The following is a 23,461-nucleotide window of genomic DNA, read 5'->3' as shown; positions in this document are numbered from 1 at the left end:
CCTCCAGGCCGACCGCGAAGGCGGTGGTGAGGCAGACCTGGAACGCGTTGCCCTCGCGGATCTCCGCACGGCACACCTCGACCGCCGTCTCGTACGCGGCGCGCGGGCGGGCGGGTGCGTGCGCGCGGGTGCGCTCGGGCGTGTCGAACGGGTGTTCGATCCGGTTGTCCACCGGATGTCGGACCTGGTTGACATCATCGAACACATGTTCGAATATGAGGGCATGCAGACGGCGGCGGCACTCCGGTCGCCCGGGTCCCCGCGGCAACCCCGGCGGGAGTCGACCGGGCCCGCCGGTGCTGCCCGCCCGGGCCGTGCTGACTCGGGCCGTGCTGACCAGGGCCGGGTCGACCACCTCGGGGACGCTCGCGCGGCGCTCGACCGCATCACCGCGCTGCGCTCCCGGGTCGCCGAGATGGAAGCCCCCCGGGTCGACGTGCAGGGCCTGCCCACCGCGTCGGCGCTGCAGCCCCTGCTGCCGGGCGGTGTGATCCGTGTCGGCGGTTCCTACGCCGTGCAGGAGTCGGTGCTGCTGGCGATGACCATGCTGCAGGCGGCCTCGGCCGAGGGGGCGTGGTGCGCCGTGGTGGGCGTGCCGTCCCTCGGGGTCGAAGCGGCGGCCGCGATGGGGATCGACCTCGAACGCCTCGTGCTCGTCCCTGACCCGGGTGACCAGTGGCTCACCGTGACCGCGGCGCTCGTCGACGTCGCGCAGGTCGTCCTCACCCGGCCGCTCGGGCGCGTGGTGCCCGGGGACGTCTCCCGGCTGGGTGCCCGGCTCCGCCAGCGCGGCGGGGCGCTCGTCGCGCTGGGGGCCTGGCCGGGCGCCGACGTCACGCTCCGGGTGACCGACTCGGTGTGGAGCGGCATCGGCGACGGCCACGGACACCTGACCGAGCGTCGGGCCACCGTCACGGCCTCGGGACGCGCGGGGGCCGGACGTCCGGTCAGCGCCGACTTGCTCCTGCCGGCGGCGGACGGCGCGGTGCGTGCTGCCGATCCGCTGGCGGCGGCCGGGGCGTCCGACACGCGGGTGCTCCGTCCGGTGGCGGTGGCCTCGTGAGTCCGCGCGGCAGCGGGCGCACCCGGACGACCGGGCCGCGCGTGGCGGTGCGGGGGAGCGGTGTGCCCGGGCCCGCGACCGTCCGGGCCGACGCCGTCGCCCGCGGCGGGGCCCTGCCGGAGCCCCCGCCCACCCGGACGGTCGTGCTGTGGTGCCCGGACTGGCCGGTGATCGCCGCCGCACGGGCAGCGGGGACGCCACCGGACCAGCCGTTCGCCCTGGTGGTGCACGGGCAGGTCTTCGCGAGCTCCGCCGCTGCCCGGCAGCAGGGGGTGGTCCGCGGGCTGCGGGTGCGCGAGGCGCAGGCACGCTGCCCGGAGCTCGTGGTGCAGCCGTACGACGACGCGCTCGACCACCGGGCGTTCGAACCGGTGATCCGCGCGATCGAGGCGGCCGTCCCCGGGGTCGAGGTCCTGCGACCAGGCACGGTGGCCCTGCGCTCCCGCGGCCCGGCGCGGTACTACGGCGGCGAACGCGCGGCGGCCGCCACGCTCGCGGGCATCGCGGCCGACCACGGGGCGCCCGGGGTGCGTGCCGGGGTCGCCGACACCCCGTTCGCCGCGGAACAGGCCGCCCGGGCACGCCCGGTGCGCCCCGGCGAACGCGTGCGGATCGTGCCCGTCGGGGGATCCGCGGACTTCCTGGCCGACCTGCCGCTCGGAGTGCTCGGCGACCCCGACCTGGCGATGGTGCTCGGGCGGCTCGGCATCGCGACGCTCGGAGCGTTCGCGACACTCGGCGACGAGCAGGTGCGTGACCGGTTCGGGGTCGCCGGCGCCTTCCTGCACCGGCTCGCGGGCGGGCGCGACCCTCGCGAGGTCGCCTCGCGCGCGGTGCCCCCCGAACTCCGGGTCGAGGCGTCGTTCGAACCGCCGCTCGACCGCGCCGACCAGGTCGCGTTCGCGTTCCGACGGTCGGCGGACGACTTCGCCGCGCGGCTGCGGTCCGCGGGGCTCGTGGCGACGACGATCCGGGTCGGCATCGTCGACGAGCGCGACCTGTTGCTCGAGCGGACCTGGGTGCACCCCCGCTGGTTCGACGCGGCCGACGTGGTCGACCGGGTGCGGTGGCAGCTCGCCGGCGGGGTCGACCCCTCCGGGCTCGAGGCACCGGTGGTGCAGGTCGTGCTCGAACCGGTCGCGGTGGACGACGCCGCGAACCACGAGCGCGGGCTGTGGGGGACCGGTCCCGACGAACGCGTGCACCACGCCCTGGCCCGCGTGCAGGGGCTCGTCGGGCACGACGGGGTCGTCACACCGCGGATCGGCGGGGGCCGCACGCTGGCCGAGCGCGTCGTGCTCGTCCCTTGGGGCGACGCACCGGTCGGGGGCGAGCGTGCCCTGGCGACCGTCCGTGACCGCCCCTGGCCCGGCAGGCTCCCGGGGCCGCCACCGGCGACCGTGCTCGAACGACCCCGCCCGGTCGACGTCGTCACGGCCGACGGCGGCACCGTCGACGTGGACGACCGCGGGGCGCTGACCGGAGCCCCGGAGCGGTTCCGGGCCGACGGGGAGCGCGGCGGCGGCTTCGCGTCGGTGACGGCGTGGGCGGGACCGTGGCCGCTGGTCGTGCGCTGGTGGGAGTCGGGCGGTCGTCGACTGCACCGTCTGCAGCTCGTCGACGAGGGCGGCCGGGCGTGGTACCTGGTGCTCGCCGACCACCGCTGGTGGGCCGAGGCGGTCGCGACGTGACGGAAGGTGCCTGATGGGCTACAGCAACCCACCCATCCCGTGGTCGCAGTTCGAGCGCGCGCTCTCCGACAAGCGCCCGGACGCGGCGCACGCCGGTGACGGCGGCGACAGCCCCGCGTGGTCGCGGAAGCGCTCCCGCTACGTCCCGCCACCGCCGCCGTCCGACGACGGCGAACCCGTCGTGCCGTACGCCGAGCTGCACGCGCACTCGACCTTCAGCTTCCTCGACGGTGCGAGCGGACCGGAGCACCTGGTCGAGGAAGCGGCGCGCCTGCACCTGCACGGGTTGGCGCTGACCGACCACGACGGGTTCTACGGTGCTGCCCGGATGGCCGAGGTGGCCGAGGCGTACCCGACCGTGTCGACGGTCTACGGCACCGAGCTGTCCCTGGGGCTGACCGGGCCGCAGAACGGCGTCCCCGACCCCGAGGGCACGCACCTGCTGTTGCTCGCGGACGGTCAGGACGGCTACCACCGGCTCGCCGGGGCCGTGACGCGCGCGCACCTGGCCACCGGCGCCGAGAAGGGCCGGCCGCGGTACGACCTGGACGACCTCGCGGCGCAGGCGGACGGGCACTGGCGGGTCCTCACCGGCTGCCGCAAGGGGACGGTGCGGCAGGCCCTCGAACGTGGGGGCGAGTCCGCCGCGGACGAAGCCCTCCGGGCGCTGCTCGACCGGTTCGGCACCGCCGGGGTCGTCGTCGAGCTCACCGACCACGGCGATCCGCTCGACACCGCCCGGAACGACGTCCTGGCCGGGCTCGCAGCGCGGCACGCCCTGCGGGTCGTCGCGACCGGGAACGTGCACTACGCCACCCCCGATCGGTTCCCCGTGGCCACCGCCCTCGCTGCGGTGCGTGCACGGCGCAGCCTCGACGAGATCGACGGGTGGCTGCCGGCTGCCCCGACCGCGCACCTGCGCTCCGGCGCCGAGATGGCCAGGCGCTTCGCCCGGTACCCGGGAGCGGTCGCGACGAGCGTCGAGCTGGCGGACGAACTCGGCTTCCGACTGCGGACGGCGAAGCCCGGGCTGCCCGACGTCGAGGTCCCCGAGGGGCACACCACGATGTCGTGGCTCCGGGAGCTCACCTGGCGCGGGGCCCGCCGGTTCTACCCGGGCAGCGCGGACGGCGTCGACCCCGTGAAGCGGGAGCGCATCGAACGCGAGCTCTCCGTGATCGCCGACAAGGACTTCCCGGGCTACTTCCTCATCGTCCGTGACATGGTGCAGTTCGCCCGCGAGCGGGGCATCCTGTGCCAGGGGCGCGGGTCGGCGGCGAACTCCGCGGTCTGCTACCTGCTCGAGATCACCGCGGTGGACTCGATCCGCTACGGGTTGCCGTTCGAACGGTTCCTGTCGGCGATGCGTGACGAGGAGCCGGACATCGACGTCGACTTCGACTCGGACCGCCGCGAGGAGGTCATCCAGTACGTCTACGACAAGTACGGCCGGTTCAACGCCGCGCAGGTCGCGAACGTGATCACCTACCGGCCGAAGGGCGCGGTCCGGGACATGGCGAAGGCCCTCGGGCACAGCCCCGGGCAGCAGGACGCCTGGTCGAAGCAGGTCGAGCGCTGGGGGTCGGTGACCGAGAGCCAGGACCACGACATCCCGGACACGGTCGTCGACATGGCGCAGCAGGTCCTCGGGTTCCCGCGGCACCTCGGCATCCACTCCGGTGGCATGGTGCTGACCGACCGTCCGGTGGGCGAGGTCGTGCCGATCGAGCACGCCCGGATGGACGGTCGCACGGTCCTGCAGTGGGACAAGGACGACTGCGCGTTCATGGGGCTCGTGAAGTTCGACATGCTCGGCCTCGGCATGCTCGCGGCCCTGCAGTACTCGTTCGACCTGGCGGCCGAGCACTGCGGGGAGCGGTGGGACATGCACTCCATCCCGAAGGAAGAGCAGGGCGTCTACGACCAGCTGTGCCGCGCGGACACGATCGGGGTGTTCCAGGTCGAGTCCCGGGCGCAGATGGGCACGCTGCCCCGGCTGCTGCCGCGGCGGTTCTACGACCTGGTGATCGAGGTCGCCCTCGTCCGACCGGGGCCGATCCAGGGCGGCGCGGTGCACCCGTACATCCGTCGGCGGACCGGCGAGGAGCCCATCACCTACATCCACCCGTCGCTCGAACCCGTGCTCGAACGGACGCTCGGGGTGCCGCTCTTCCAGGAGCAGCTCATGCAGATGGCGATCGCGGTCGGCGGGTGCTCCGGCGACGACGCCGACCTGCTCCGTCGTGCGATGGGGTCGAAGCGGGGCCTCGAGAAGATCGAGCGACTGCGCGAGAAGCTCTACGCCGGGATGGCGGCGAACGACATCCACGGCGAGGACGCCGACGCCATCTACGCCAAGATCCAGGCGTTCGCGAACTTCGGGTTCGCCGAGAGCCACTCGATCAGCTTCGCCCTCATCGTGTACGCGAGCGCGTGGATGCGCCTGCACTACCCGGGGGCGTTCCTCGCCGCGCTGCTCCGCGCCCAGCCGATGGGGTTCTACTCGCCGCAGACCCTGGTGGCGGACGCCCGGCGCCACGGCGTGCAGGTGCTCCGACCCGACGTGCTGCGCTCCGGGGTCGACGCCACGCTCGAGGCGCTGGGCGACGCCTCCGGGGCGGCCGGCGACGACGCGTGCACGGCGGAGGAGCAGCCGCCCGTGCTGCCGTTCGACCCGGCGACACCCGACGACACCGCACGGCACCGTCGCGACGGCGCGTACGCGGTCCGGCTCGGGCTGGCCGAGGTCGCCTCGCTCGGCAGGCGGAGCGCCGAGGCGATCGTCGCCGAGCGCACCGCGCACGGACCCTTCACGGACATGTCCGACCTGGCCCGGCGGGTCCGGCTGACGACCGCGCAACTCGAGGCCCTGGCCGCCGCCGACGCGTTCGCCGGCCTGGGGATCGACCGGCGGAGCGGGATGTGGTCGGCCGCCCAGGCCGCGGCCGAGCGTCCCGACCAGCTCCCGGGCACGCAGGTCACGGTGCAGCCGCCGCTGTTCGGGCAGATGACGAGCGGTGACGTGCTCATCGCCGACATGTGGTCGACGGGCATGACCACGGACGACCACCCGGTCCGGCACGTCCGGGACCGGCTGGTCGCCCGCGGGGTGCTCAGCGTGCAGGACACCGCGACGGCGGAGACCGGGCGCCGGGTGGAGGTCGGCGGCATCGTCACACACCGACAGCGTCCGGCGACGGCGTCCGGCATCACGTTCATGAACGTCGAGGACGAGACCGGTCTCGTGAACGTCATCTGCAGCGTCGGCGTGTGGGGACGGTACCGCCGGGTCGCGCGGGAGTCACCCGCGGTCGTGGTCCGCGGGATCCTCGAGCGGTCGCCGGACGGGGTGGTGAACCTGGTCGCCGACCGGATCGAGCACCTGCCCCTGGCGGTCCGGACGCGCTCGCGGGACTTCCAGTGACCGGCACCCGGCCGGAGGTCAGCCGCGCGATGCCGGCTCGTGGACGGCGGGGATGCGGATGGTGACCTCGAGACCACCGGAACGGACGTTGCGGAGGGCGGCCGTGCCTCCCGCCCGTTCCGCGATGGCGCGCACGATCGCGAGCCCGAGGCCGGAGCCGCCCGGCATCGGGACCGCGCCGGTCGCGGGGTCCGGGTCGGGGCGCGAGGTGCGTGCCTCGTCCGGACGCGTGAAGCGGTCGAACGCGACCGGGATGAACGACTCGGGCACACCGGGACCGTCGTCGGTGACCTGCAGGACCCCCTCGGTCCCCTCGGTGCGCCACGAGACGAACACGCCGCCGCCGCGGGGGAGTGCCGCGACGGCGTTGCTCGCGGTGTTCGTCACGAGCTGGGCGATGCCCCCGGTGTCGAGTCGGTAGCGGGGCTCGTCCGTGCCGCCGGCCGTCGACGGGGGCTCGAGCTCGAAGTCGACCGTGACGTCCTTCGTCGACGCGATGAGTCGCACGCGGTCCACGGCGGCCATGACCTCGTCACCGAGGTCCGTCCAGGCGGCGAGCGGTGGCGGTCCGCCGTCCTGTTCGCGGCGCTCGGACTCCTCGATGCGGGACAGGGTGAGCAGGTCGTTCGCCAGGCGGGACAGCCGGGCCACACTCCGCTTCGCGCGGTCGATGTGCGCCGCGAGCGCCGTGGCGTCGTCCGCGTCGAGCGACGCGAGGTCGAGCTGCGTGGTCAGGATCGCGAGGGGCGTCCGGAGCTCGTGGCTCGCGTCGGACACCATCTGCCGCTCACGCTCGGTCGCCTGGCGGGTGCGCGCGAGGAACGCGTTCAGGGTCGTCGCGAGCGAGGCCAGCTCGTCCTGTGCCGGACCGACCGGCAGTTCCGCGCGCTCGGGCGCGACGGAGAGCCGCTCGGCCTCGCGGCGCATCCGGTTCACGGGACGGAGCGCCGTCGTCGCCAGGACCCAGGACGCGATGCCGAAGGCGATGAGGATCGCCAGGCCGGTGAGCGACAGGGTCGTGGTGAGGTCGTCGACGACGATGGCCTCGGCCTGCGAGTTGCGTGCGGCGACGACGGTCCACCGCCCAGCCTGGTTCACGGGGTGCTCGATGACGACGCGGTACTCGGACCCGGCGACGTCGACGAGCGACGCCCCGGCCGGCCGTGCGGTCAGGCTGCCGAGGGCCCGCTCGACGCTCTCGGGCATCGTCGACAGCCGGATGTCACCGGACGGGGCGACGACCGCGACGAGCTGCAGGTTGCCCGGGGCCGACAGGTCCGGGTCGCTGTCGACCTCGAGGGTGGCCACGTACGGGTCGACGTCGGCGTCGAGCAGCGTCCGCGTGGCGCTCGCGACGACGCTGACGACCTGGAAGCGCATGACGAGCACGAGCAGCAGGATCACCACGGCGGCGATCGCCGTCGAACCAATCGTGATGCGCGCCCGCAGCGAGAGCACCCGGAGGGGCCGGGGCAGGCCGCGCCCGACGCGGCCGACCCCGGAGACGGGTGCCGACCCGGTCACGCCCCGAGCAGGTCGAGCCGGTAGCCGCGGCCCCGGACGGTGGAGATGGCGACCGTCGCCTCGTGCGAGGTCAGCTTCTTGCGGAGGTACGAGATGTACTGCTCGACGACGTTCGGGTCGACGTGCTGCGAGCCGTCCCAGACCTCCTCGAGGATCTTCGGCCGGTCCACCACGGTGCCGACCGAGCGGGCGAGGAGCCGGAGGAGCGCGAACTCCGTCGGGCTCACGGCGACGCGCTGGCCCTTGATCGAGACCCGGCGAGCCTCGGAGTCGATGGAGACGTCCCCGACCTCGATCGTCCGGGGCGCACCCGCGCTCTCGCGGCGGCCGAGTGCGCGGAGCCGCGCGGTGAGCTCGGCGAAGGCGAACGGCTTCGTCAGGTAGTCGTCGGCACCGGCGTCGAGCCCGAACACCCGGTCGTCCACGGCGTCGCGGGCCGTCACGAGCAGGATCCGCACCGGATCCTCGCGCTCGCGGATGCGGCGGGCGAGCTCGAAGCCGGACATGCCCGGCATCATCACGTCCACGACCGCGAGGTCGAAGCCCTGCTCGCCGAGGGCGATGAGCGCCTCGACCCCGTTCTCGACCGCCGTGACGCGGTACCCCTCTGCCGCGAGCCCACGCTCCATGAGCGCGCGCATCTCGTCGTCGTCCTCGACCACCAACAGGCGCATGATCGACCTCCTCTCGGCCCATCGTGGCATCGAACGGGGCAGTCGGGGCGGTACCGGCCCCGGAGTCGCTGAATCTCGTCACATGATCGCCCCGGAGGCACCTGGGAACGGGGGTCGCGGCGGGTCCCGAGGCCCGCGGACGAGGGCAGAACGGTCTGTCCCGCGGAGTGGGGTGGTGAAACCCCTACAACGCGTTGCTATGGTTCCCCCGGACGCGGCGTACCCGACGCAGCGTCCGAGTGGGGGCACCATGAACGACCAGTCGGACCACCCGGCCTTCGTCCGCCTGCGTGCGGAGCTCGACGCGGCCTGGGACGGCCTCGACGTGCTCGGCGAGCTGGAGGACGGTGGGCGCGAGCGTGTCGTCGCCGACCTGTTGACGAGCGTCCCGGACGCCGCGAGCCGCGCGGCCAGGGAGACCGATCCCGAGGCGGTCGTGGCGGAGGTGCGTCGCCGGCTCGTGCCGGACGCGCCGACGAGCGACCGGGCACCGGGGGAGCCGGGGCTGCGCGACGACCTCGTGCGCGCCGCCCTCGCGGCAGCCACGGCGGCGGAGCCGACGAGCACCGACCTGGCGAACGCGGAGTCGACGAGCGCCGACCTGACGAGCACCGAGCCGACGGGCACCGAACTGACGAGTGCCGAGCCGACGCCTGCCGAGCCGGCGAGCAACGGCCGGGTCCGGGGTGATCTGCCCCGCGTCGCGACGACGCTCGTCGACGAGCCGACGCACGCCGAACGCGCCGACGCCTGACCCGCACCCGAGTCAGGCCGCAGGCGACGGGCACGCTGCGCCCGCGTCAGTCGTCCTCGCCGAGCAGCTCCTCCCGCACGCGTCGGATGTCCTCGAGCAGTGCGCCGATGAGCACCCAGTGCTGCGAGTTCGGCCGGACCACCCGCAGCGGTGCCGTGAGCGCCGGCGCGGCGGCCTCGGCCGGGTCCGGTCCCTCGTCGAGCGCCGCCGTGCCGTCCGGGGTGTCGATCCGGGTCGCCTCGACGCGGGCGCTCAGCGCACGGACGTCCGCGCCGATCCGGGCGACCTCGGTGGCGATGCTCCCGACGACGGGGTCGGAGCGGAGTCCCGGCGCGGTGTTGTCCCGGATCGCCCGGGTCATGCCGGTGACCCGCGTCACGAGGACCCGCAGGTGCTCGGCGACCGCGACGTCCCGCTGCAGGATCGTCCGGTGCCGTCCGCCCCGGGGGTTCATGGTGAGCGACTCGCCGGCCGCGGTGAGCGAGGCCTCGGCCCGGGCGTGCTGCTGCCGGAGCGCCCGCGCCTGCAGCAGTGCCTCGTGCCACCGGTCGGCGTCCCACCCCTCGGTGAGCCCGATCGCGATCCGCTCGAACGCCGCGGCGGTGTCGCGTGCGAGCCGCGCGACCGCGAGGTGCGCCGGCTCGAGCAGCACCGGCGGGACGATGAGTGCGTTCACCACGAGCGCGACGACCGCGCCGATCACGGTCTCGAGGATCCGGTCGGCCGAGTAGTTCGGCGTGACCACCCCGGCGGTGAGCACGAGCATGCCGCTGATGCCGACCTGGGTCGCGGACGTCGGGGTCAGCCGGAGCGCCCAGCTGAGCAGGATCGCGAGCACGATGACGACGAGCACGACCCACACGGCGTCGCCGAGCCACAGGTGGAACCCCGTCGCGAGCACCACCCCGAGCACGACGCCGGCACTGCGCTCGAGGCCCTTCACGAAGGACTGGTTGATGCTGGGCTGCACGACGAGCAGCGCGGCGATCGCGGCGAACGTCGGGAACGGGCCGTCGATCACGAGCCGGCAGAGCAGCACGGCGGCGACCGCCGCGACCGCGGTCTTCACGACCTGCAGGAACGGGGTCCGGCTGGAGCTGCGGAGTCGCGAGACCGGGTTCACGTCGACCACGCTAGCCACGAGCCGCACGCCGAGCCGTGCACGATCGCGACGAATCCGCACCGGCGCGGTTGACTGGTCCCGTGTGGCCCAACCATGAGCGCGTCATCCCGCAGGCCTTCGCCGGCTCCGGGACCTCGGTCGTGGCCGCACGGGCGCACTCCGTCGAGCCGTCCGGCAACGGGTACCTGTACGGCTACGAGGTCGACACCGTCGACCGCGCCGGCCAGCGGTCGACCGTCCTGACCTACGTCGACACCGGCGGGGCCCACGACCAGAACAGCGCCATCGTCACCGACCCGGCGACCGGCGACCCGGTGTCCGTCTGGGCGTACCCGAACGACCCCGGCCTGCCGGTCCTGCCGCAGGTGACCTACCGCGACGCGGTGGCCGAGCTCCTCGGCGGCATCGGCATGCCGGTCACCGACCCGACGCTCTCGGTCGCCGCCTACCGTCCGGGCAAGCGCGCGGTGGTCCGTGTCGACGCCCCCGAGCGCACCCTCTTCCTGAAGATCGTCCGCCCGCACCGCGTCGCCCCGATCGTCGAGTCGCACGAGCAGTTCGCGGCGGCCGGGCTCCCGGTCCCGCGCGTGCTGTCGAGCCGCGGCGACGGGCTCCTCGTCCTCGAGCGCATCCGCGGCGTGCCCGCCGGCAGCCGCATCACCGAGATCGCCGACGACCCGCGCTTCGTCGCGTCCCTCGCGGCGCTCACGGGACGGATCGCGACGGTGCCGATGACGCAGCAGGCCCGTGCGGACGCGATGGACCACGCCGACTGGCACCGCCGGACCCTCGTCGCCGCGCTGCCGCAGGACGCGGTCGAGATCGACGCGCTGTACGACGACATCGGTCGCCGCTCGATCGGGTGGGGCAGCGCGCCCCGGCAGGTGGTGCACGGGGACCTGCACCTCGAGCAGGTCTTCGTCGACGAGGACGAGCCCTGGCGCATCTCCGGGCTGCTCGACATCGACACCGCCGGCTGGGGGTTCCCGGTCCGGGACATCGGCGCCGTGGTGGCGCACCTCGTCGTCACGGGGTTGTGGCACCGGTCGCGCGGCGACGCGGAACGGGGTGCCGCGGCCGAGCGGCTCGCCGACGCGGTCGCCCGCGACTGGGTCGCGCGGAACCCTGCCGAGTCCGACCGCATCGGTCCGGCGATCGGTGCGCAGCTCCTCGCGCACGCCGGTGGGCAGGCGACGACGGGCTCCGCGAACGGCATCGCCACGGCCCAGCAGCTCATCGCTGCCACGCGTGCGGCGCTCGCCGAGGCGGCTCCCGCGCTGCCGTCGGACGGGCTCGTCCGTCCGCGGTCGGCCCCCCAGGTCTGACAGGCGGTCGGCCCGCCGGGCAGGGTCGCGGGTCGACACGGCGACGGACGGGAGGCGCGTGGCGGCACCGCCACGCGCCTCCAGTCCGGCCCCTGGTCGCCCACGCGACGCGCGCGGGTCGCGTGGAGTCGCCGGTGTCGGCGGTGCGGGAGTAAACTGCCCAGAGCACGCACCGCGTGCCCGCGTGCTGCGTCGATTCCGGATGCGGCGGTCGGTCGCTTGACCGACGCGGGGACCGGATCCGTGACCGCCCAGCAGGGCGTCGCGTGCGTGCGACGGCGCCGGATCCCGGCGCGGACCGTCGTGCCCGACACCGAGTGGTGTCACGGCGGAACGGTCCGCGGGACTCCACCGGACGTCCCGAGGCGGGACCGGCGAACGAGCGGGCCAGGGTGGCCCGTGGACCGGAGCCGCGCCAGGCGCCGGTCGATGACTTCCCGCCACGACGGCGGCTCGCCCGGACACGGGCGGAACAAGGAGGAGCGTTGGCTCGATCAGGCACCCGGCGTGCAGCCGGCGGGACGCGGACCGCGTCGCGTCGGACCAGGCCGCTCGACAACGACGGCGTCATCCCGGTCCTCGCACGTGCCGTGCGCGAGGTCGAGGCGGCCGCGCAGCGCGGCCCGCTGAAGGCGTCGAACCGGTCGAAGTTCCAGGCCGTGGCCCTGCTCATGCGCGAGGAGCGCGCACGGGTGAAGGCCGACCAGGAGCTCACCGACGCGCAGCGCGCGGAGCAGCTGAAGCGGCTCGACGGCGTCGCGACCATCCTCGCGAAGACCGCGGCCCGGGACACGAGCGTCATCCAGCTGCTGACCGAGGAGGCCTCCGTCAGCGAGGCGACGCGGACCGTCAAGCGGGACATGATGATCGCGGGCGGCATGGAGCTGCAGCCCGAGGAGCTCGTCATCGCGGCGGAGCCGTCGCCCGTGGTCGAGAGCCCGGTCCGTTCGGTCGTGCCGCAGGCCGTCGTGCAGCGGCAGCTCGCGAACCCCTTCCTGCCGCCGGACTTCGCGCTCGCCGACCAGCCCGTCGCCCACCCGCGACGCCTGGCGAACTGGGAGCTGTTCGGTCCGCTCTTCAAGTCGTTCGAGTACGGCGCGGGCGGGGGCGCGGCGTCGATGCCGCTGCCGGAGCCCTCGACGCTGCACTCGAAGTCGGGCACCACGCTCATGAAGCACCAGGCGGAGCTCGTCGCCGCCGCGTCGCACGGCCACCGCACGTTCCTGCTCGCCGACGAGCCCGGCCTCGGCAAGACCGCGCAGTCGCTGCTCGCCGCCGACGCCGCGGACGCGTTCCCGCTGCTCGTGGTCGTGCCGAACGTCGTCAAGACGAACTGGGCACGCGAGGCCGAGCGCTGGGTGCCGAACCGAAGCGCGACGGTCATCCACGGCGACGGCGGCGACCTGGACGGGTTCGCCGACATCGTCATCGTGAACTACGAGATCCTCGACCGGCACGCCGGGTGGCTCGGGTCGTTCGGGTTCAAGGGCATGGTCGTCGACGAGGCGCACTTCATCAAGAACAAGGAGTCGCAGCGCTCCCGGTTCGTGCTGCAGATCGCCGAGAAGATCCGGTCGCGGGTCGCGGCGCCGCTGCTCATGGCCCTGACCGGCACACCGCTCATCAACTCGGTCGAGGACTTCCGGACGATCTGGGAGTACCTCGGCTGGATCGACGACAAGAAGCCCCGCGCGAAGCTCATGAACGAGCTCGAGGACATCGGCCTGACGCCGGCGGACCCCGGGTTCTTCGTCGAGGCGCGCAAGGCCGTCATCGACCAGGGCATCGTCCGGCGCCGCAAGGTCGACGTCGCGGCGGACATCCCCGCCCGACGCATCGCCGACATCCCGGTCGAGCTCGACGGCGAAGAGGGCCGCTCGATCCGCGACGCCGAGCGGGAGCTCACCGCGAAGCTCGTCCGCCGGTACCACCAGGCGCTCGACGCCCGGACCGGGCAGGACCCCGTCGTCGGCATCGACCACAAGCTCGTCCGGCAGGTCGCCCGCTGGGAGCTCGAGGACCAGGACGCCTCGTCGACCGGCGAGAACGTGTTCTCGATGGTGCGGCGCATCGGCCGTGCGAAGGCGCAGCTCGCGGCGGACTACGCGGCGCAGCTCGCCTCGAACGTCGGCAAGGTCGTGTTCTTCGCCAAGCACCTCGACGTGATGGACCAGGCGGAGGAGGTCTTCGCGCGCCGGCACCTGAAGACCGCGACCGTCCGCGGCGACCAGACGCCCGCGCAGCGCACGGCCGAGATCGACGCGTTCGTGAACGACCCCGAGGTCGCCGTGATCGTCTGCTCGCTCACCGCGGCCGGTGTCGGCCTGAACCTGCAGGTCTCGTCGAACGTCGTGCTCGCGGAGCTGTCGTGGACGAGCGCCGAGCAGACCCAGGCGATCGACCGCGTGCACCGCATCGGGCAAGAGGAACCGGTCACCGCGTGGCGCATCATCGCCGCGCAGACGATCGACACCAAGATCGCCGAGCTCATCGACTCGAAGGCGTCCCTGGCCGCTCGCGCGCTGGACGGCTCGGACGAGGAGCTCGTCGACTCCGGCGACATCCAGCTGGACGCGATGGCGGCGCTGCTCACGGAGGCGCTCTCGCGCTGAGCCCTTCGCGGCTGCGGCTGCCGTCGAACCACGAAACCGACGTCGAACCACGGCTCTGGCCTGGTTCGACGTCGGTTTCCTGGTTCGTCGCGGGTGCGCGACTGCGGTGGCGGTGACCGCGGGTCAGATGCGGGACTGGACCTCGGCGAGCGAGGGGTTCGTCGCCGTGCTGCCGTCCGGGAACACCAGCGTCGGCACGGTCTGGTTGCCGCCGTTGACCTCGGCGACGAGCTCGGCCGTCCCGGGCGTGTGCTCGATGTCGACCTCGCGGAAGGGCACGCCGGCCTTCGTCATCTGGCTCTTCAACCGGGCGCAGTAGCCGCACCAGGTCGTGGTGAACATCGTGACGCCGCCGGCCTCCGGCACGAACGCGTCGCGGGTGATCGTCTCGCTCATGTCCACAGGCTAACCCGGCCGGTTCGGGGAACCCGGTGGCTCCTGGTAGACAGGAGCGCGTGACGGACACGCACCTCGAGATCGAGCGCACCTACGACCTGCCCGAGGGCGGGGACCTGCCGGACCTCATCGGCGTCGGCAGCATCCTGGCTACCGACCACCAGGCGCCGATCGCCCTCGACGCCACGTACTGGGACACCGAGCGCTACGACCTCGTCGCCGCCCGCGTCACCGTCCGCCGACGCACCGGCGGCGCCGACGCCGGCTGGCACATCAAGCGCGCGGCGTCCGACACCGTCCGGCACGAGCAGCACTTCCCCCTGACCGAGGACGCCGACACCGTCCCGGACGCCGTCCTCGCCGCGCTCTTCACCGAGCGTCGCGGGCGCGGACTCCGCCCGGTCGTCCGCATCACGACGGCGCGCACGATCACCCGGCTCCTCGACGAGGACGGCGAGCAGGTCGCCGAGCTCGCGGACGACCGCGTCGCCGCGCAGCGCCTGGACGACGACGCGCCGACCACGCCGCGCACCTGGCGCGAGGTCGAGGTCGAGACCGTCGACGGCGTCGACGAGCAGGTCGTGCACGAGCTGTTCGCGGCCCTCGACGCGCGCTTCGCGGCCGTCGGCGCCGCCCCGGCCGCCGTGGCGTCCAAGCTGGCACGTGGGCTGGCAGGAGCACCGGCACCGCGCCTCCGGACCGCGGACAAGCCGGAGAAGGGCACCGCCGCCCGCGCGCTGACGAAGCGGCTCAAGAAGCTGCGCAGCAGCTGGCTCGAACAGGAGGCGCGGCTCCGCTCCGGCGAGCAGGCCGACCTCCGCGAGACGGCCCGGACCGCCCTCGGCATCGCCGCGGTGCTCGGCTCCTACCGACCCGCGTTCGCCGCGACCGAGGCGGCCGACCGCGCGGCCGAGGCCGCGGACGGCCTGGCGGCCGTGACGGCGCGGGCCGCACTCGCCGACTACCTGGTCGAGCGGCTGCCGTACGCGTCGTCCCCGGCGCAGGACCTGCTCGTCGACGCGATGACCCGGGAGCGCGTGCTCGCGGCCACACGGGAGCGTCGGGCCGTCGCCGTGCGCGAGGTCGTCGCGTTCCTGCACGACGAGCCCTACCTCGAGTTGCTCGACGCCCTCGACGACGCGGTGGAACGCCCGGCGCCGACGGACTGGGCACTCCGGTCGCCGAAGCACGTCGCGCAGGACGTCTCGGCGATCGAGAAGCCGCGGGTGCGGGAACTCGTGCAGCGCGCGGTGTCCGACGACGACGAGAGCGTGGGCCTGGTCGACCGCGAGGCCTCCGAGCGAGCTGCGACCGAGGACGCCTGGCGCGCGGCCACCCGGGCACGCGCGGCGATGGACGTGCTCGGCGACGACGCGTTCCCGCACGCGCTGTGGAAGCGGATCGGCGACGCGGCGGACGTGCTCACCGAGCGGGTGCGGTCCCTGCACGCCCTCGACGTGCTGCGGGTGCACTCGGGCATCGCCGAGCGCGGAGGCGAGGGCACCTTCGGCTACGGCGTGCTCGCGGGGGACCGCGTGCGCCTGGCGGAGGAGTCCTACGACCAGGCGGTGCACGCGCTCAACCGCGTGTGACGCCCGCGGCGCGGCGTCACGACTCCACGCGCGCAGCGACACTCCACGCGGCCGTCAGCCCGTGAGGTGTCGCTGAGCGTGTGCGAGCGACGGACTCAGCCGGCGGCGATCGGCTCAGCGGACGCGGCGGCCGGGTTCACCTCGGCGAGCCCGAGGACGTCGAGGAGCCAGGCGAGCTCGAACGCCCGCTCCTTCCACGAGTCGTACCGGCCGCTCACCCCGCCGTGGCCCGCCGCCATCTCGGTCTTCAGGAGCACCGGCGCACCGACCTCCCGCAGCTTGGCGGTCCACTTCGCGGGCTCGACGTAGAGCACCCGGGTGTCGTTGATCGACGTCACCGCCAGGATCCGCGGGTACTGCACGTCGTCGCGGACGTTCTCGTACGGCGTGTACTCGCTCATGTACCGGTAGACCTCGGGGTCGTGCAGCGGGTCGCCCCACTCGTCCCACTCGATCACGGTCAGGGGCAGGTCCGGGTCGAGGATGCTCGTCAGGGCGTCGACGAAGGGCACCGCGGCGAGGATCCCGGCGAAGCGCTCCGGCGCCAGGTTCGCGACGGCGCCCATCAGGAGTCCGCCCGCGCTGCCGCCCTCGGCGACGAGCCGGTCCGCACTCGTGCGACCGGTGTCGATCAGGTGCTCGGCGACCGCGACGAAGTCGGTGAAGGTGTTCTTCTTCGTGAGGGTCTTGCCGTCCTCGTACCAGTGCCGGCCCAGCTCGCCGCCGCCGCGCACGTGCGCCACGGCGAACACGACGCCACGGTCGAGCATCGAGAGCCGCATGACGCTGAAGCCCGGGTCGATGGAGTGCTCGTACGAGCCGTAGCCGTACAGGTGCAGTGGGGCCGGACGGGTGGGGTCGACGGCGTCCCGGCGCCAGACGAGCGAGACCGGGACCTTCGTGCCGTCCGCCGCGGTCGCCCAGTCGCGCTCCTGCACGTAGTCGTCGGGGTCGTAGCCGCCGAGCACCGGCTGCCGCTTGAGGACCGTGACCTCGCCGGTCGCCAGGTCCAGGTCGCTCACCTCGGACGGCGTGACGAAGGACGTGTACCCGATCCGCAGCGTCGGCTGGTCCCACTCGGGGTTGCCGCCGAGCCCCGCGGAGAACAGGGCCTCGTCGAAGGGGACCTCGTGCGCGTCGCCGTAGCCGTCGCCCTCGATGGGGATGACCGCGACGCGGGGGAGCGCCTCGGACCGGTACTCGAGCGCCAGGTGGCCGGCGAAGGCGTCGACCGAATCGATCCGCCGCTCGGGGTGGTGTGCGACGACGACACGGCGGTCCTGCTCGGACGTCGGGTCGTCGGCCGGGACGTCGACGAGCTCGAAGTTCTCGGCGCCGTCGTTGTGCAGGACGAGGAACCGGTCGCTGCCGCCGACGATCGCATGCTCGATCTCGTACTCGACGCCCTCGCGGCGCGGCCACACGACCTGGAACTCCCCGGTCGGGTCCGCCGCGTCGAGGACGAGTGCCTCGGACGTGATCTTCGACCCGAGCTCGATGACGATGTACTGCGACGACCGGGTGACCCCGACACCGACCCAGTAGCGGTCGTCCGGCTCCTCGAAGACCACGACGTCGTCCGCGGCCGCCGAGCCGACGGCGTGCCGCCAGATGCGGTCGGGACGCCAGGACTCGTCGACGGTGGGGTAGAAGACGTAGCGGCCGGACGGGTCGAAGGTCGCGCCGCCGCCGGTGTTCGGGATCTCGTCGCCGAGGTCCTGCCCGGTGGTCAGGTCCCGGACGTGCAGCGTGTAACGCTCGTCGCCCTCGACGTCGACGCCGTAGACGAGCCGCGTGCCGTCGTCGCTCAGGTCGTAGCTGCCGAGCGAGAAGAAGTCGTGCCCCTCGGCGAGGGCGTTGCCGTCCAGGACGACCTCTTCCCCGGGGAGGGTGCCGTCTCCGTCGCCGACGCTCGGGGGCGTCCAGTCGTCCGGGCCGGCGATCGGGGCGCGGCAGTGCACCCCGTACTGGCTGCCCTCGGCCGTCCGCGTGAAGTACCACCAGCCGCCCATGCGCACCGGCACGGAGAGGTCGGTCTCCTGCACGCGGTTCTTGACCTCGGCGAAGATCCGGTCGCGGAGCGGTCCGAGGTGCTCGGTCGCCGCGTCGGTGTGGGCGTTCTCGGCCTCGAGGTACGCGAGCGTGTCCGGGGACTCCTTGTCGCGCAACCACTCGTAGTCGTCGACGAAGTCGATGCCGTGGTGGCTCCGGGTGACGGGCCGCTTCGCGGCGGACGGAGGGGTGGTGGCCTGGGCGTGCTCGCTGCTCACCGACCCAGCCTATGCGCCGCCCCCGGAGCGCCGCTCGTGCTCGAGTCGGCGCGCCCGTGCCTCGACTCCGTCGCGCACTCGCTCCGTGAAGGCGTCGAGCTCCCGGACGACGGCGGGCGCGACCCACGCCCGCCGTCGCCGCCGCGTGGTGACCGGGCGGAGCGCACCGGCGGCGCACAGGTCCTCGACCACGGCGTCGAGCGTCTCGGGCCCGGCGACCGGGTCCACCGCGGTGAGGAGCCGTTCGGCAGCGTCCTCGGTCAGCACCCCGTCGGTGTCGAGCCCGCGTCCGACCACGGCGTGCAGTCCCGTCGCGCACACCGTCGCCGCACGGTCGGACGCGGCCTCGGCGAGCAGGAGTCCCGTGACGAGGGCTTCGTCGGCGGCGGCCCCGAGGGCGATCGCGAGGTCGCGGACCCACTCGTCCACGGCGCCGTCCCGGTAGCGGTCGAGGTGCGCGAAGTAGCGGTCCCGGTCGGCGACGAGCGCGGCCGACACCGGTGCGTGGACGGTCCGGGTCACCCCGCGCCGCCGGAGCACCGCGGCGACGAGCGCCCGGCCGATCCGTCCGTTGCCGTCGGTGAAGGGGTGGATCGATTCGAACTGTGCGTGGGCGAGTGCCGCCTGCGCGACCGGGTGCAGGTCGTCGCGGTCGAGGAACGCGAACAGGTCCGCCATCAGTCCGGGCACGAGGTCCGGGGGCGGCGGCACGTGGGTGGCGAGCCGCGGCGTGGCCCCGCCGCCGATCCAGTTCTGCACCGTCCGGTACCGGCCGGCGACCGGGCCGTCCACCGGGTCGTCGCGCAGCAGCCTGCGGTGCGCCGCGAGCAGGGCGTCCTCGTCGATCCGGCCCGCCCCGGCTGCGTCGACGAAGCCCTCGAGGGCCGCAGCGGCGTGCACCATCACGGTGGCGCTCGTGTTCGCCCGGACCCCGACGAGCGCCCGGGCGACGTCCTCGAGCCCCGCGGCCTCGTGCTCGATGCGGGACGAGGCTACGGCGTCCGTGCGGAGGAGCATGCTCCGGAGCGGCCCGGTGCCGTCCGCCTCGTCGAGGGCACGGAGCGCGAGGGTGGTCCGGGCGAGCAGCACGGCCGTGCCGTCGTCCGGTGCCCAGTCGAGGTCGGCGATCCGTGGCGGCACGGAGACGGAGACGGTGCGGAGCTCGCGGTCGGCACGGGGACCGCGTCCGTTGCTCCGCCACGGACGCTCCTCGCGCCGGTGCGACGGCCATCGCCGACCGTCCGGGACAGGGCCAGCAGCAGCTCCAGGGGCAGGGCCAGCGGCAGCTCCAGGGGCAGGGCCAGCGGCAGCTCCAGGGGCAGGGCCAGCCGCGGCACCGGAGGCAGGGCCAGCCGCAGCACCGGGAACAGGATCAGACACGGTCACGAGGGCTCCTCCGGGCTCGTCCGACCGGGTGCCCCACGCACCCGGGACCGACGACGCTAGGACCCGCCGCCGCTCCACCGCCAGCAATCCACATGTCGCATGCACGGACGGTCGTACCGTGGTGACATGCGCAACTCCTTCGTCGTCACCGGGGCGCACGTCGTCCCCGTCACCGCTCCGCAGTTCGACGGCGGCGCCGTCCTCGTCCAGGACGGCCGCATCACCGCGGTCGGCCCGGACGTCACCCCGCCGCCCGGCCTTCCCGTCGTGGACGCCGCCGGCGCCTGGCTCGTCCCCGGGTTCGTCGAGGCGCACGGCCACGTCGGCATCCACGAGGAGGCCAACGGCTGGGCGGGCAACGACACCAACGAGATGACCGACGCGAACACCGCGGCCGTCCGGGCGATCGACGCCGTGGACATCGACGACGAGGGCTTCCGCGACGCCCTGTCCGGCGGTGTCACGAGCATCGTCGTGAAGCCCGGCTCCGGCAACCCGATCGGCGGCCAGACCGTCGCGATCAAGACCTGGGGCGGCCGCACCATCGACGAGCAGCTCATCTCCGACGCCGTGAGCGTGAAGAGCGCCCTCGGCGAGAACCCGAAGCGCGTGTACGGCGAGAAGGGGAAGACCCCGTCCACGCGCCTCGGCGTCGCGAAGGTCATCCGCGAGGCGTTCGTCGCCGCGCAGGACTACCGCGCCGCCCGGGACGCCGCAGCGGCGAAGGGGGAGCCCTTCACCCGCGACCTGACGAAGGAGACCCTGGTCCGCGTGCTCGACGGCGAGCTCGCCTGGGACCAGCACGTGCACCGCCACGACGACATCGCGACCGCCCTGCGCCTCGCCGACGAGTTCGGCTACCGGCTCGTCGTGAACCACGGGACCGAGGCGCACAAGATCGCCGACCTGCTCGCCGAACGGGACGTCCCGGTGATCTACGGCCCGCTCTTCACGAGCCGCTCGAAGGTCGAGCTCCGCGACCGCGGCATCCCGAACCTCGCGGTCCTCGCCGCCGCGGGTGTCCGGGTGGCGATCACGACCGACGCACCCGTCGTGCCGATCAACATGCTCGTCGACCAGGCCACCGCGGCCGTCAAGGAGGGGCTGCCCTGGCAGACCGCGCTCGAGGCGCTCACGGTCAACCCGGCCGACTTCCTCGGTTTCGGGGACCGCGTCGGTCGCATCGAGACCGGCTTCGACGCCGACCTCGTCCTGTGGGACGGTGACCCGCTCGCCGCGACCAGCCGCGCGACGCGCGTCTGGATCGAGGGCGCGTCCGTCTTCGAGTGGGCCGACGGGACGGGCGTCACCACCCCGCGCTGGTGACCTCCTCCACCCGCAAGACGCAACGTGGGCGGTTTCCCGCAGCGTCACAGCGCTGCGAGGAACCGCCCACGTTGCGTCTTGCGAAACCGACCGGGGGAAAGCAGCGGCGGCTACTGCTCGCGGGACAGCAGGAAGTCGTTGATGCGCTCGGTCATCGCCAGGTCCATCGCCCGGGTGACCCTGTTGACGGACCGGACCGGGGCCGCCTGGCGGACGCTCGAGAGCAGCCACAGGGCGTCCGCCGCCTCGAGGTCCGCGAGCGTGACCAGTTCGTACGACGTGGCGATCCCCTCGCCCTCGGCGAAGCGGAACACGTCGGCCTGCGTGGTGCCGGCGAGGATGCCGATGTCCGTCCGGGGCGTCACGAAACGCCCGTCGACGGCCATCACGAGGTTCGCGCGCGTGCCCTCGAGCACGTAGCCGTCCGTCGAGACGAAGAGCGCATCGTCCGCCCCGCGTCGCTCGGCCTCGCGCAGGGCGGCCATGTTCACCGCGTACGACAGCGTCTTCGCGCCCTGCAGCAGCCACGGCGAGGTGCGCTCGACGTCGTGCCGGTAGCCGCGGTCGAGCGTGACGACCGCGATGCCCTCGGTGCGTGCGACGCTCTGGTCGCCGGACGGCGCCGCGTAGACCCAGCCGGTCGGGCGGCCGGAGCCCTCGACGCCCCGGGTCATGACGGTCTTCGCGAACGCCTCGTGCACCGGGTCGAGGCGGGCGCACACGGCCTCGATCGCCTGCCGCCAGGCGTCGACGTCCGGCTCCGGCAGGTCGAGCATGGCGGCGCTCCGGACGAACCGCGCCAGGTGCGGCTCGAGCGCCTGCGGGCGGCCGTCGACGACCGTGATCGTCTCGAAGACCCCGTCGCCGCGGATCGCCCCGAGGTCCTGGACCTGCAGGTGCTCCTCGAGCGGCGTCGCCCACGTGTACGCGTCGGCCGACGGGTCGTGGGGGTCGGCGTGCCGCGAGGGCTGGTTGAGGACGGCGAGGACGGTGTCGGTCATGCCCCCATCCAACCGCAGGTCGGTCGGCCCGGAGCGCAGGTCAGTGGTCGCCGGGCAGCGCGCCCATGAGCTTCCACACCGCGGGGGTCAGCTCGGGGTGCAGCAGGGCGATGCGGCGCAGCCGGTGGTACTCCTCGCCGAGCTCGGTGCCGTGCCCGGAGGCCGGGTGCACCGCCCAGTGCGCGCTCCGCTGCCCGATCGCGGCGTCGAGCTCGACGGACTCGGCCTGCAGGATCAGCACGACCTGCTCGTCGACGGTGGGCAGGAGCGGCATGAACTCCCACGGGTCCTCGCCCGCGCGGCTGCGGTGTTCGACGAGCACCGCGATCTCCTCGGCGGCCTCGGCGCGCAGCACTTCGAGGCTGCGCCCGGTCCTGCGGGGCTCAGCCATGGTGCCCCCGCAGCACGCCTGCCATGGGATCAGCGTACGGCAGATCGTCCGACAGACTGGACGCGTGACCGAGCGCGACGAGAGCAAGTCCCAGCATGCCCCGGTGGTCGTCGTGTACCTGCTCCGCGACGGCGACGCCGGCCCGGAGGTCCTGCTCGGCGAGAAGCGGCGCGGGCTCGGGACGGGCCGCCTGGTCGGTCCGGGCGGCAAGCGCGAGACCGGCGAGCCGCCGGTGGCGGCCGCCGTGCGCGAGGTGCAGGAGGAGGTCGGCCTGCGGCTCGACCCCGCCGACCTGGAGGCTCGTGGCACGTTGGACTACCGGTTCCCGTACCGTCCGTCCTGGTCCCAGGTCTCGGACGTGTTCGTCTGCCGCCGATGGCACGGCAGCCCGTCGGGCAGCGACGAGCTCGAGCCGCGGTGGATCCCGGTCGACGCCGTCCCGTACGACGCGATGTGGGACGACGCGCGCTACTGGCTGCCGGCCGTGCTCGCCGGGGGAGCGGTGGACGCGCGCTTCACCTTCGCCGAGGACAACGCGACGGTGTCCGGCTTCAGCGGCACCGGGGTCTGACGGCGGGACCCGTCGGCGACGTCAGCGCTGCGCCTGCGTGCGGGTGCTGCCGGTCCGCGCCTCTTCCGCGGCGGCGATGACCTCGGCGTCACCGCTCCGGCCGCCGAGCGGGCGCACGAAGAAGTCCACGATGCCGGCCGCGATCGCGGCGAGCACGGCGAACATCGCCCAGCCGACGAACAGCCCGGCGACGTTCCGCCCGTCGGCGGGAGCGAGGACCACGCTCGTGACCCAGAGCCCTGCGGCGAGCACGAGGAACACGACGACGGCGGTGACGAGCGTGCGGTGCCAGACGGTGCGGGAGTCCATCGCGCCAGGATACGCCGGAGCAGGCGTCA

At 73.9% G+C, this 23,461-nt stretch carries 19 protein-coding genes; 9 read left to right on the top strand and 10 right to left on the bottom strand.

Annotated features, from left to right (window positions below; genetic code table 11):
• Positions 1 to 205 (bottom strand): hypothetical protein (locus HUN59_RS19450; protein WP_217483553.1); only part of this gene is annotated, 205 nt, incomplete at its 3' end.
• Between HUN59_RS19450 and HUN59_RS13150 the strand changes: the two genes are divergently transcribed.
• From HUN59_RS13150 to HUN59_RS13140, 3 genes are all read left to right on the top strand, one after another.
• Positions 206 to 1,063 (top strand): hypothetical protein, encoded by an 858-nt coding sequence (locus tag HUN59_RS13150; RefSeq protein WP_254629877.1) that lies wholly within the window; start codon positions 206 to 208, stop codon positions 1,061 to 1,063.
• A gap of 62 nt (positions 1,064 to 1,125) precedes the next feature.
• Positions 1,126 to 2,754 carry a DNA polymerase Y family protein gene (locus HUN59_RS13145; protein ID WP_174778599.1) on the top strand — a complete coding sequence of 543 codons (1,629 nt, stop codon included), beginning with the start codon at positions 1,126 to 1,128 and terminating at the stop codon, positions 2,752 to 2,754.
• A 13-nt stretch (positions 2,755 to 2,767) separates the two neighbouring features.
• Positions 2,768 to 6,178: an error-prone DNA polymerase gene (locus HUN59_RS13140; protein WP_174778598.1), complete on the top strand. Its 3,411-nt coding sequence runs from the start codon at positions 2,768 to 2,770 to the stop codon at positions 6,176 to 6,178.
• Positions 6,179 to 6,196: 18 nt separating this feature from the next.
• Here the strand turns inward: HUN59_RS13140 and HUN59_RS13135 are convergent, their stop codons facing one another.
• Both HUN59_RS13135 and HUN59_RS13130 read right to left on the bottom strand, forming a co-directional pair.
• Positions 6,197 to 7,702, bottom strand: a complete 1,506-nt coding sequence (locus HUN59_RS13135; RefSeq protein ID WP_174778597.1) for a sensor histidine kinase — start codon at positions 7,700 to 7,702, stop codon at positions 6,197 to 6,199.
• Positions 7,699 to 8,376, bottom strand: a complete 678-nt coding sequence (locus tag HUN59_RS13130; RefSeq protein ID WP_058741664.1) for a response regulator transcription factor — start codon at positions 8,374 to 8,376, stop codon at positions 7,699 to 7,701. The genes HUN59_RS13135 and HUN59_RS13130 overlap by 4 nt, the downstream gene beginning before the upstream one ends.
• Positions 8,377 to 8,626: 250 nt before the next feature.
• Between HUN59_RS13130 and HUN59_RS13125 the strand changes: the two genes are divergently transcribed.
• Positions 8,627 to 9,130, top strand: coding sequence for a hypothetical protein (locus HUN59_RS13125; RefSeq protein ID WP_174778596.1), 504 nt, complete (start codon positions 8,627 to 8,629; stop codon positions 9,128 to 9,130).
• Positions 9,131 to 9,176: 46 nt separating this feature from the next.
• On the opposite strand, the gene HUN59_RS13120 is transcribed toward HUN59_RS13125, so the two are convergent.
• Positions 9,177 to 10,253: an FUSC family protein gene (locus tag HUN59_RS13120; protein WP_174778595.1), complete on the bottom strand. Its 1,077-nt coding sequence runs from the start codon at positions 10,251 to 10,253 to the stop codon at positions 9,177 to 9,179.
• A gap of 80 nt (positions 10,254 to 10,333) precedes the next feature.
• On the opposite strand from HUN59_RS13120, the gene HUN59_RS13115 reads away from it, so the two are divergent.
• A complete protein-coding gene (locus HUN59_RS13115) occupies positions 10,334 to 11,578 on the top strand; it encodes an aminoglycoside phosphotransferase family protein (protein ID WP_058741662.1) in 1,245 nt (414 codons plus the stop codon).
• A 485-nt stretch (positions 11,579 to 12,063) separates the two neighbouring features.
• Positions 12,064 to 14,190, top strand: a complete 2,127-nt coding sequence (locus tag HUN59_RS13110; protein ID WP_174778594.1) for a DEAD/DEAH box helicase — start codon at positions 12,064 to 12,066, stop codon at positions 14,188 to 14,190.
• A 123-nt stretch (positions 14,191 to 14,313) separates the two neighbouring features.
• Here the strand turns inward: HUN59_RS13110 and HUN59_RS13105 are convergent, their stop codons facing one another.
• Positions 14,314 to 14,586, bottom strand: coding sequence for a mycoredoxin (locus HUN59_RS13105; RefSeq protein WP_058741668.1), 273 nt, complete (start codon positions 14,584 to 14,586; stop codon positions 14,314 to 14,316).
• Positions 14,587 to 14,645: 59 nt separating this feature from the next.
• Between HUN59_RS13105 and HUN59_RS13100 the strand changes: the two genes are divergently transcribed.
• A complete protein-coding gene (locus HUN59_RS13100; protein ID WP_174778593.1) occupies positions 14,646 to 16,178 on the top strand; it encodes a CYTH domain-containing protein in 1,533 nt (510 codons plus the stop codon).
• Positions 16,179 to 16,273: 95 nt separating this feature from the next.
• Here the strand turns inward: HUN59_RS13100 and HUN59_RS13095 are convergent, their stop codons facing one another.
• Both HUN59_RS13095 and HUN59_RS13090 read right to left on the bottom strand, forming a co-directional pair.
• Positions 16,274 to 18,448 carry a S9 family peptidase gene (locus tag HUN59_RS13095; protein ID WP_174778592.1) on the bottom strand — a complete coding sequence of 725 codons (2,175 nt, stop codon included), beginning with the start codon at positions 18,446 to 18,448 and terminating at the stop codon, positions 16,274 to 16,276.
• 9 nt (positions 18,449 to 18,457) lie between these two features.
• Positions 18,458 to 19,588 carry a Fic family protein gene (locus HUN59_RS13090; RefSeq protein WP_174778591.1) on the bottom strand — a complete coding sequence of 377 codons (1,131 nt, stop codon included), beginning with the start codon at positions 19,586 to 19,588 and terminating at the stop codon, positions 18,458 to 18,460.
• 372 nt (positions 19,589 to 19,960) lie between these two features.
• Here HUN59_RS13090 and HUN59_RS13085 point away from each other — a divergent pair, with 372 nt between their 5' ends.
• Entirely contained in the window at positions 19,961 to 21,160 is a 1,200-nt protein-coding gene (locus HUN59_RS13085) for an amidohydrolase (protein ID WP_174778590.1), read from the top strand.
• A 110-nt stretch (positions 21,161 to 21,270) separates the two neighbouring features.
• Here HUN59_RS13085 and HUN59_RS13080 read toward each other — a convergent pair whose 3' ends face one another.
• The gene (locus tag HUN59_RS13080; RefSeq protein ID WP_174778589.1) at positions 21,271 to 22,161 is read right to left on the bottom strand and encodes an aminodeoxychorismate lyase; all 891 of its coding nucleotides are present in this window, start codon (positions 22,159 to 22,161) and stop codon (positions 21,271 to 21,273) included.
• A 40-nt stretch (positions 22,162 to 22,201) separates the two neighbouring features.
• The gene (locus HUN59_RS13075; protein ID WP_174778588.1) at positions 22,202 to 22,552 is read right to left on the bottom strand and encodes a tryptophan synthase subunit alpha; all 351 of its coding nucleotides are present in this window, start codon (positions 22,550 to 22,552) and stop codon (positions 22,202 to 22,204) included.
• 64 nt (positions 22,553 to 22,616) lie between these two features.
• Between HUN59_RS13075 and HUN59_RS13070 the strand changes: the two genes are divergently transcribed.
• A complete protein-coding gene (locus tag HUN59_RS13070) occupies positions 22,617 to 23,123 on the top strand; it encodes an 8-oxo-dGTP diphosphatase (protein ID WP_058742581.1) in 507 nt (168 codons plus the stop codon).
• Between the two features lie 21 nt (positions 23,124 to 23,144).
• Here HUN59_RS13070 and HUN59_RS13065 read toward each other — a convergent pair whose 3' ends face one another.
• The gene (locus HUN59_RS13065; RefSeq protein WP_174778587.1) at positions 23,145 to 23,432 is read right to left on the bottom strand and encodes a hypothetical protein; all 288 of its coding nucleotides are present in this window, start codon (positions 23,430 to 23,432) and stop codon (positions 23,145 to 23,147) included.
• Positions 23,433 to 23,461 lie beyond the last annotated feature (29 nt).

This window comes from Curtobacterium sp. Csp2, assembly GCF_013347165.1.
Note: the sequence above shows the minus strand (reverse complement) of the source record. Positions and strands in the feature narration are given on the sequence as shown.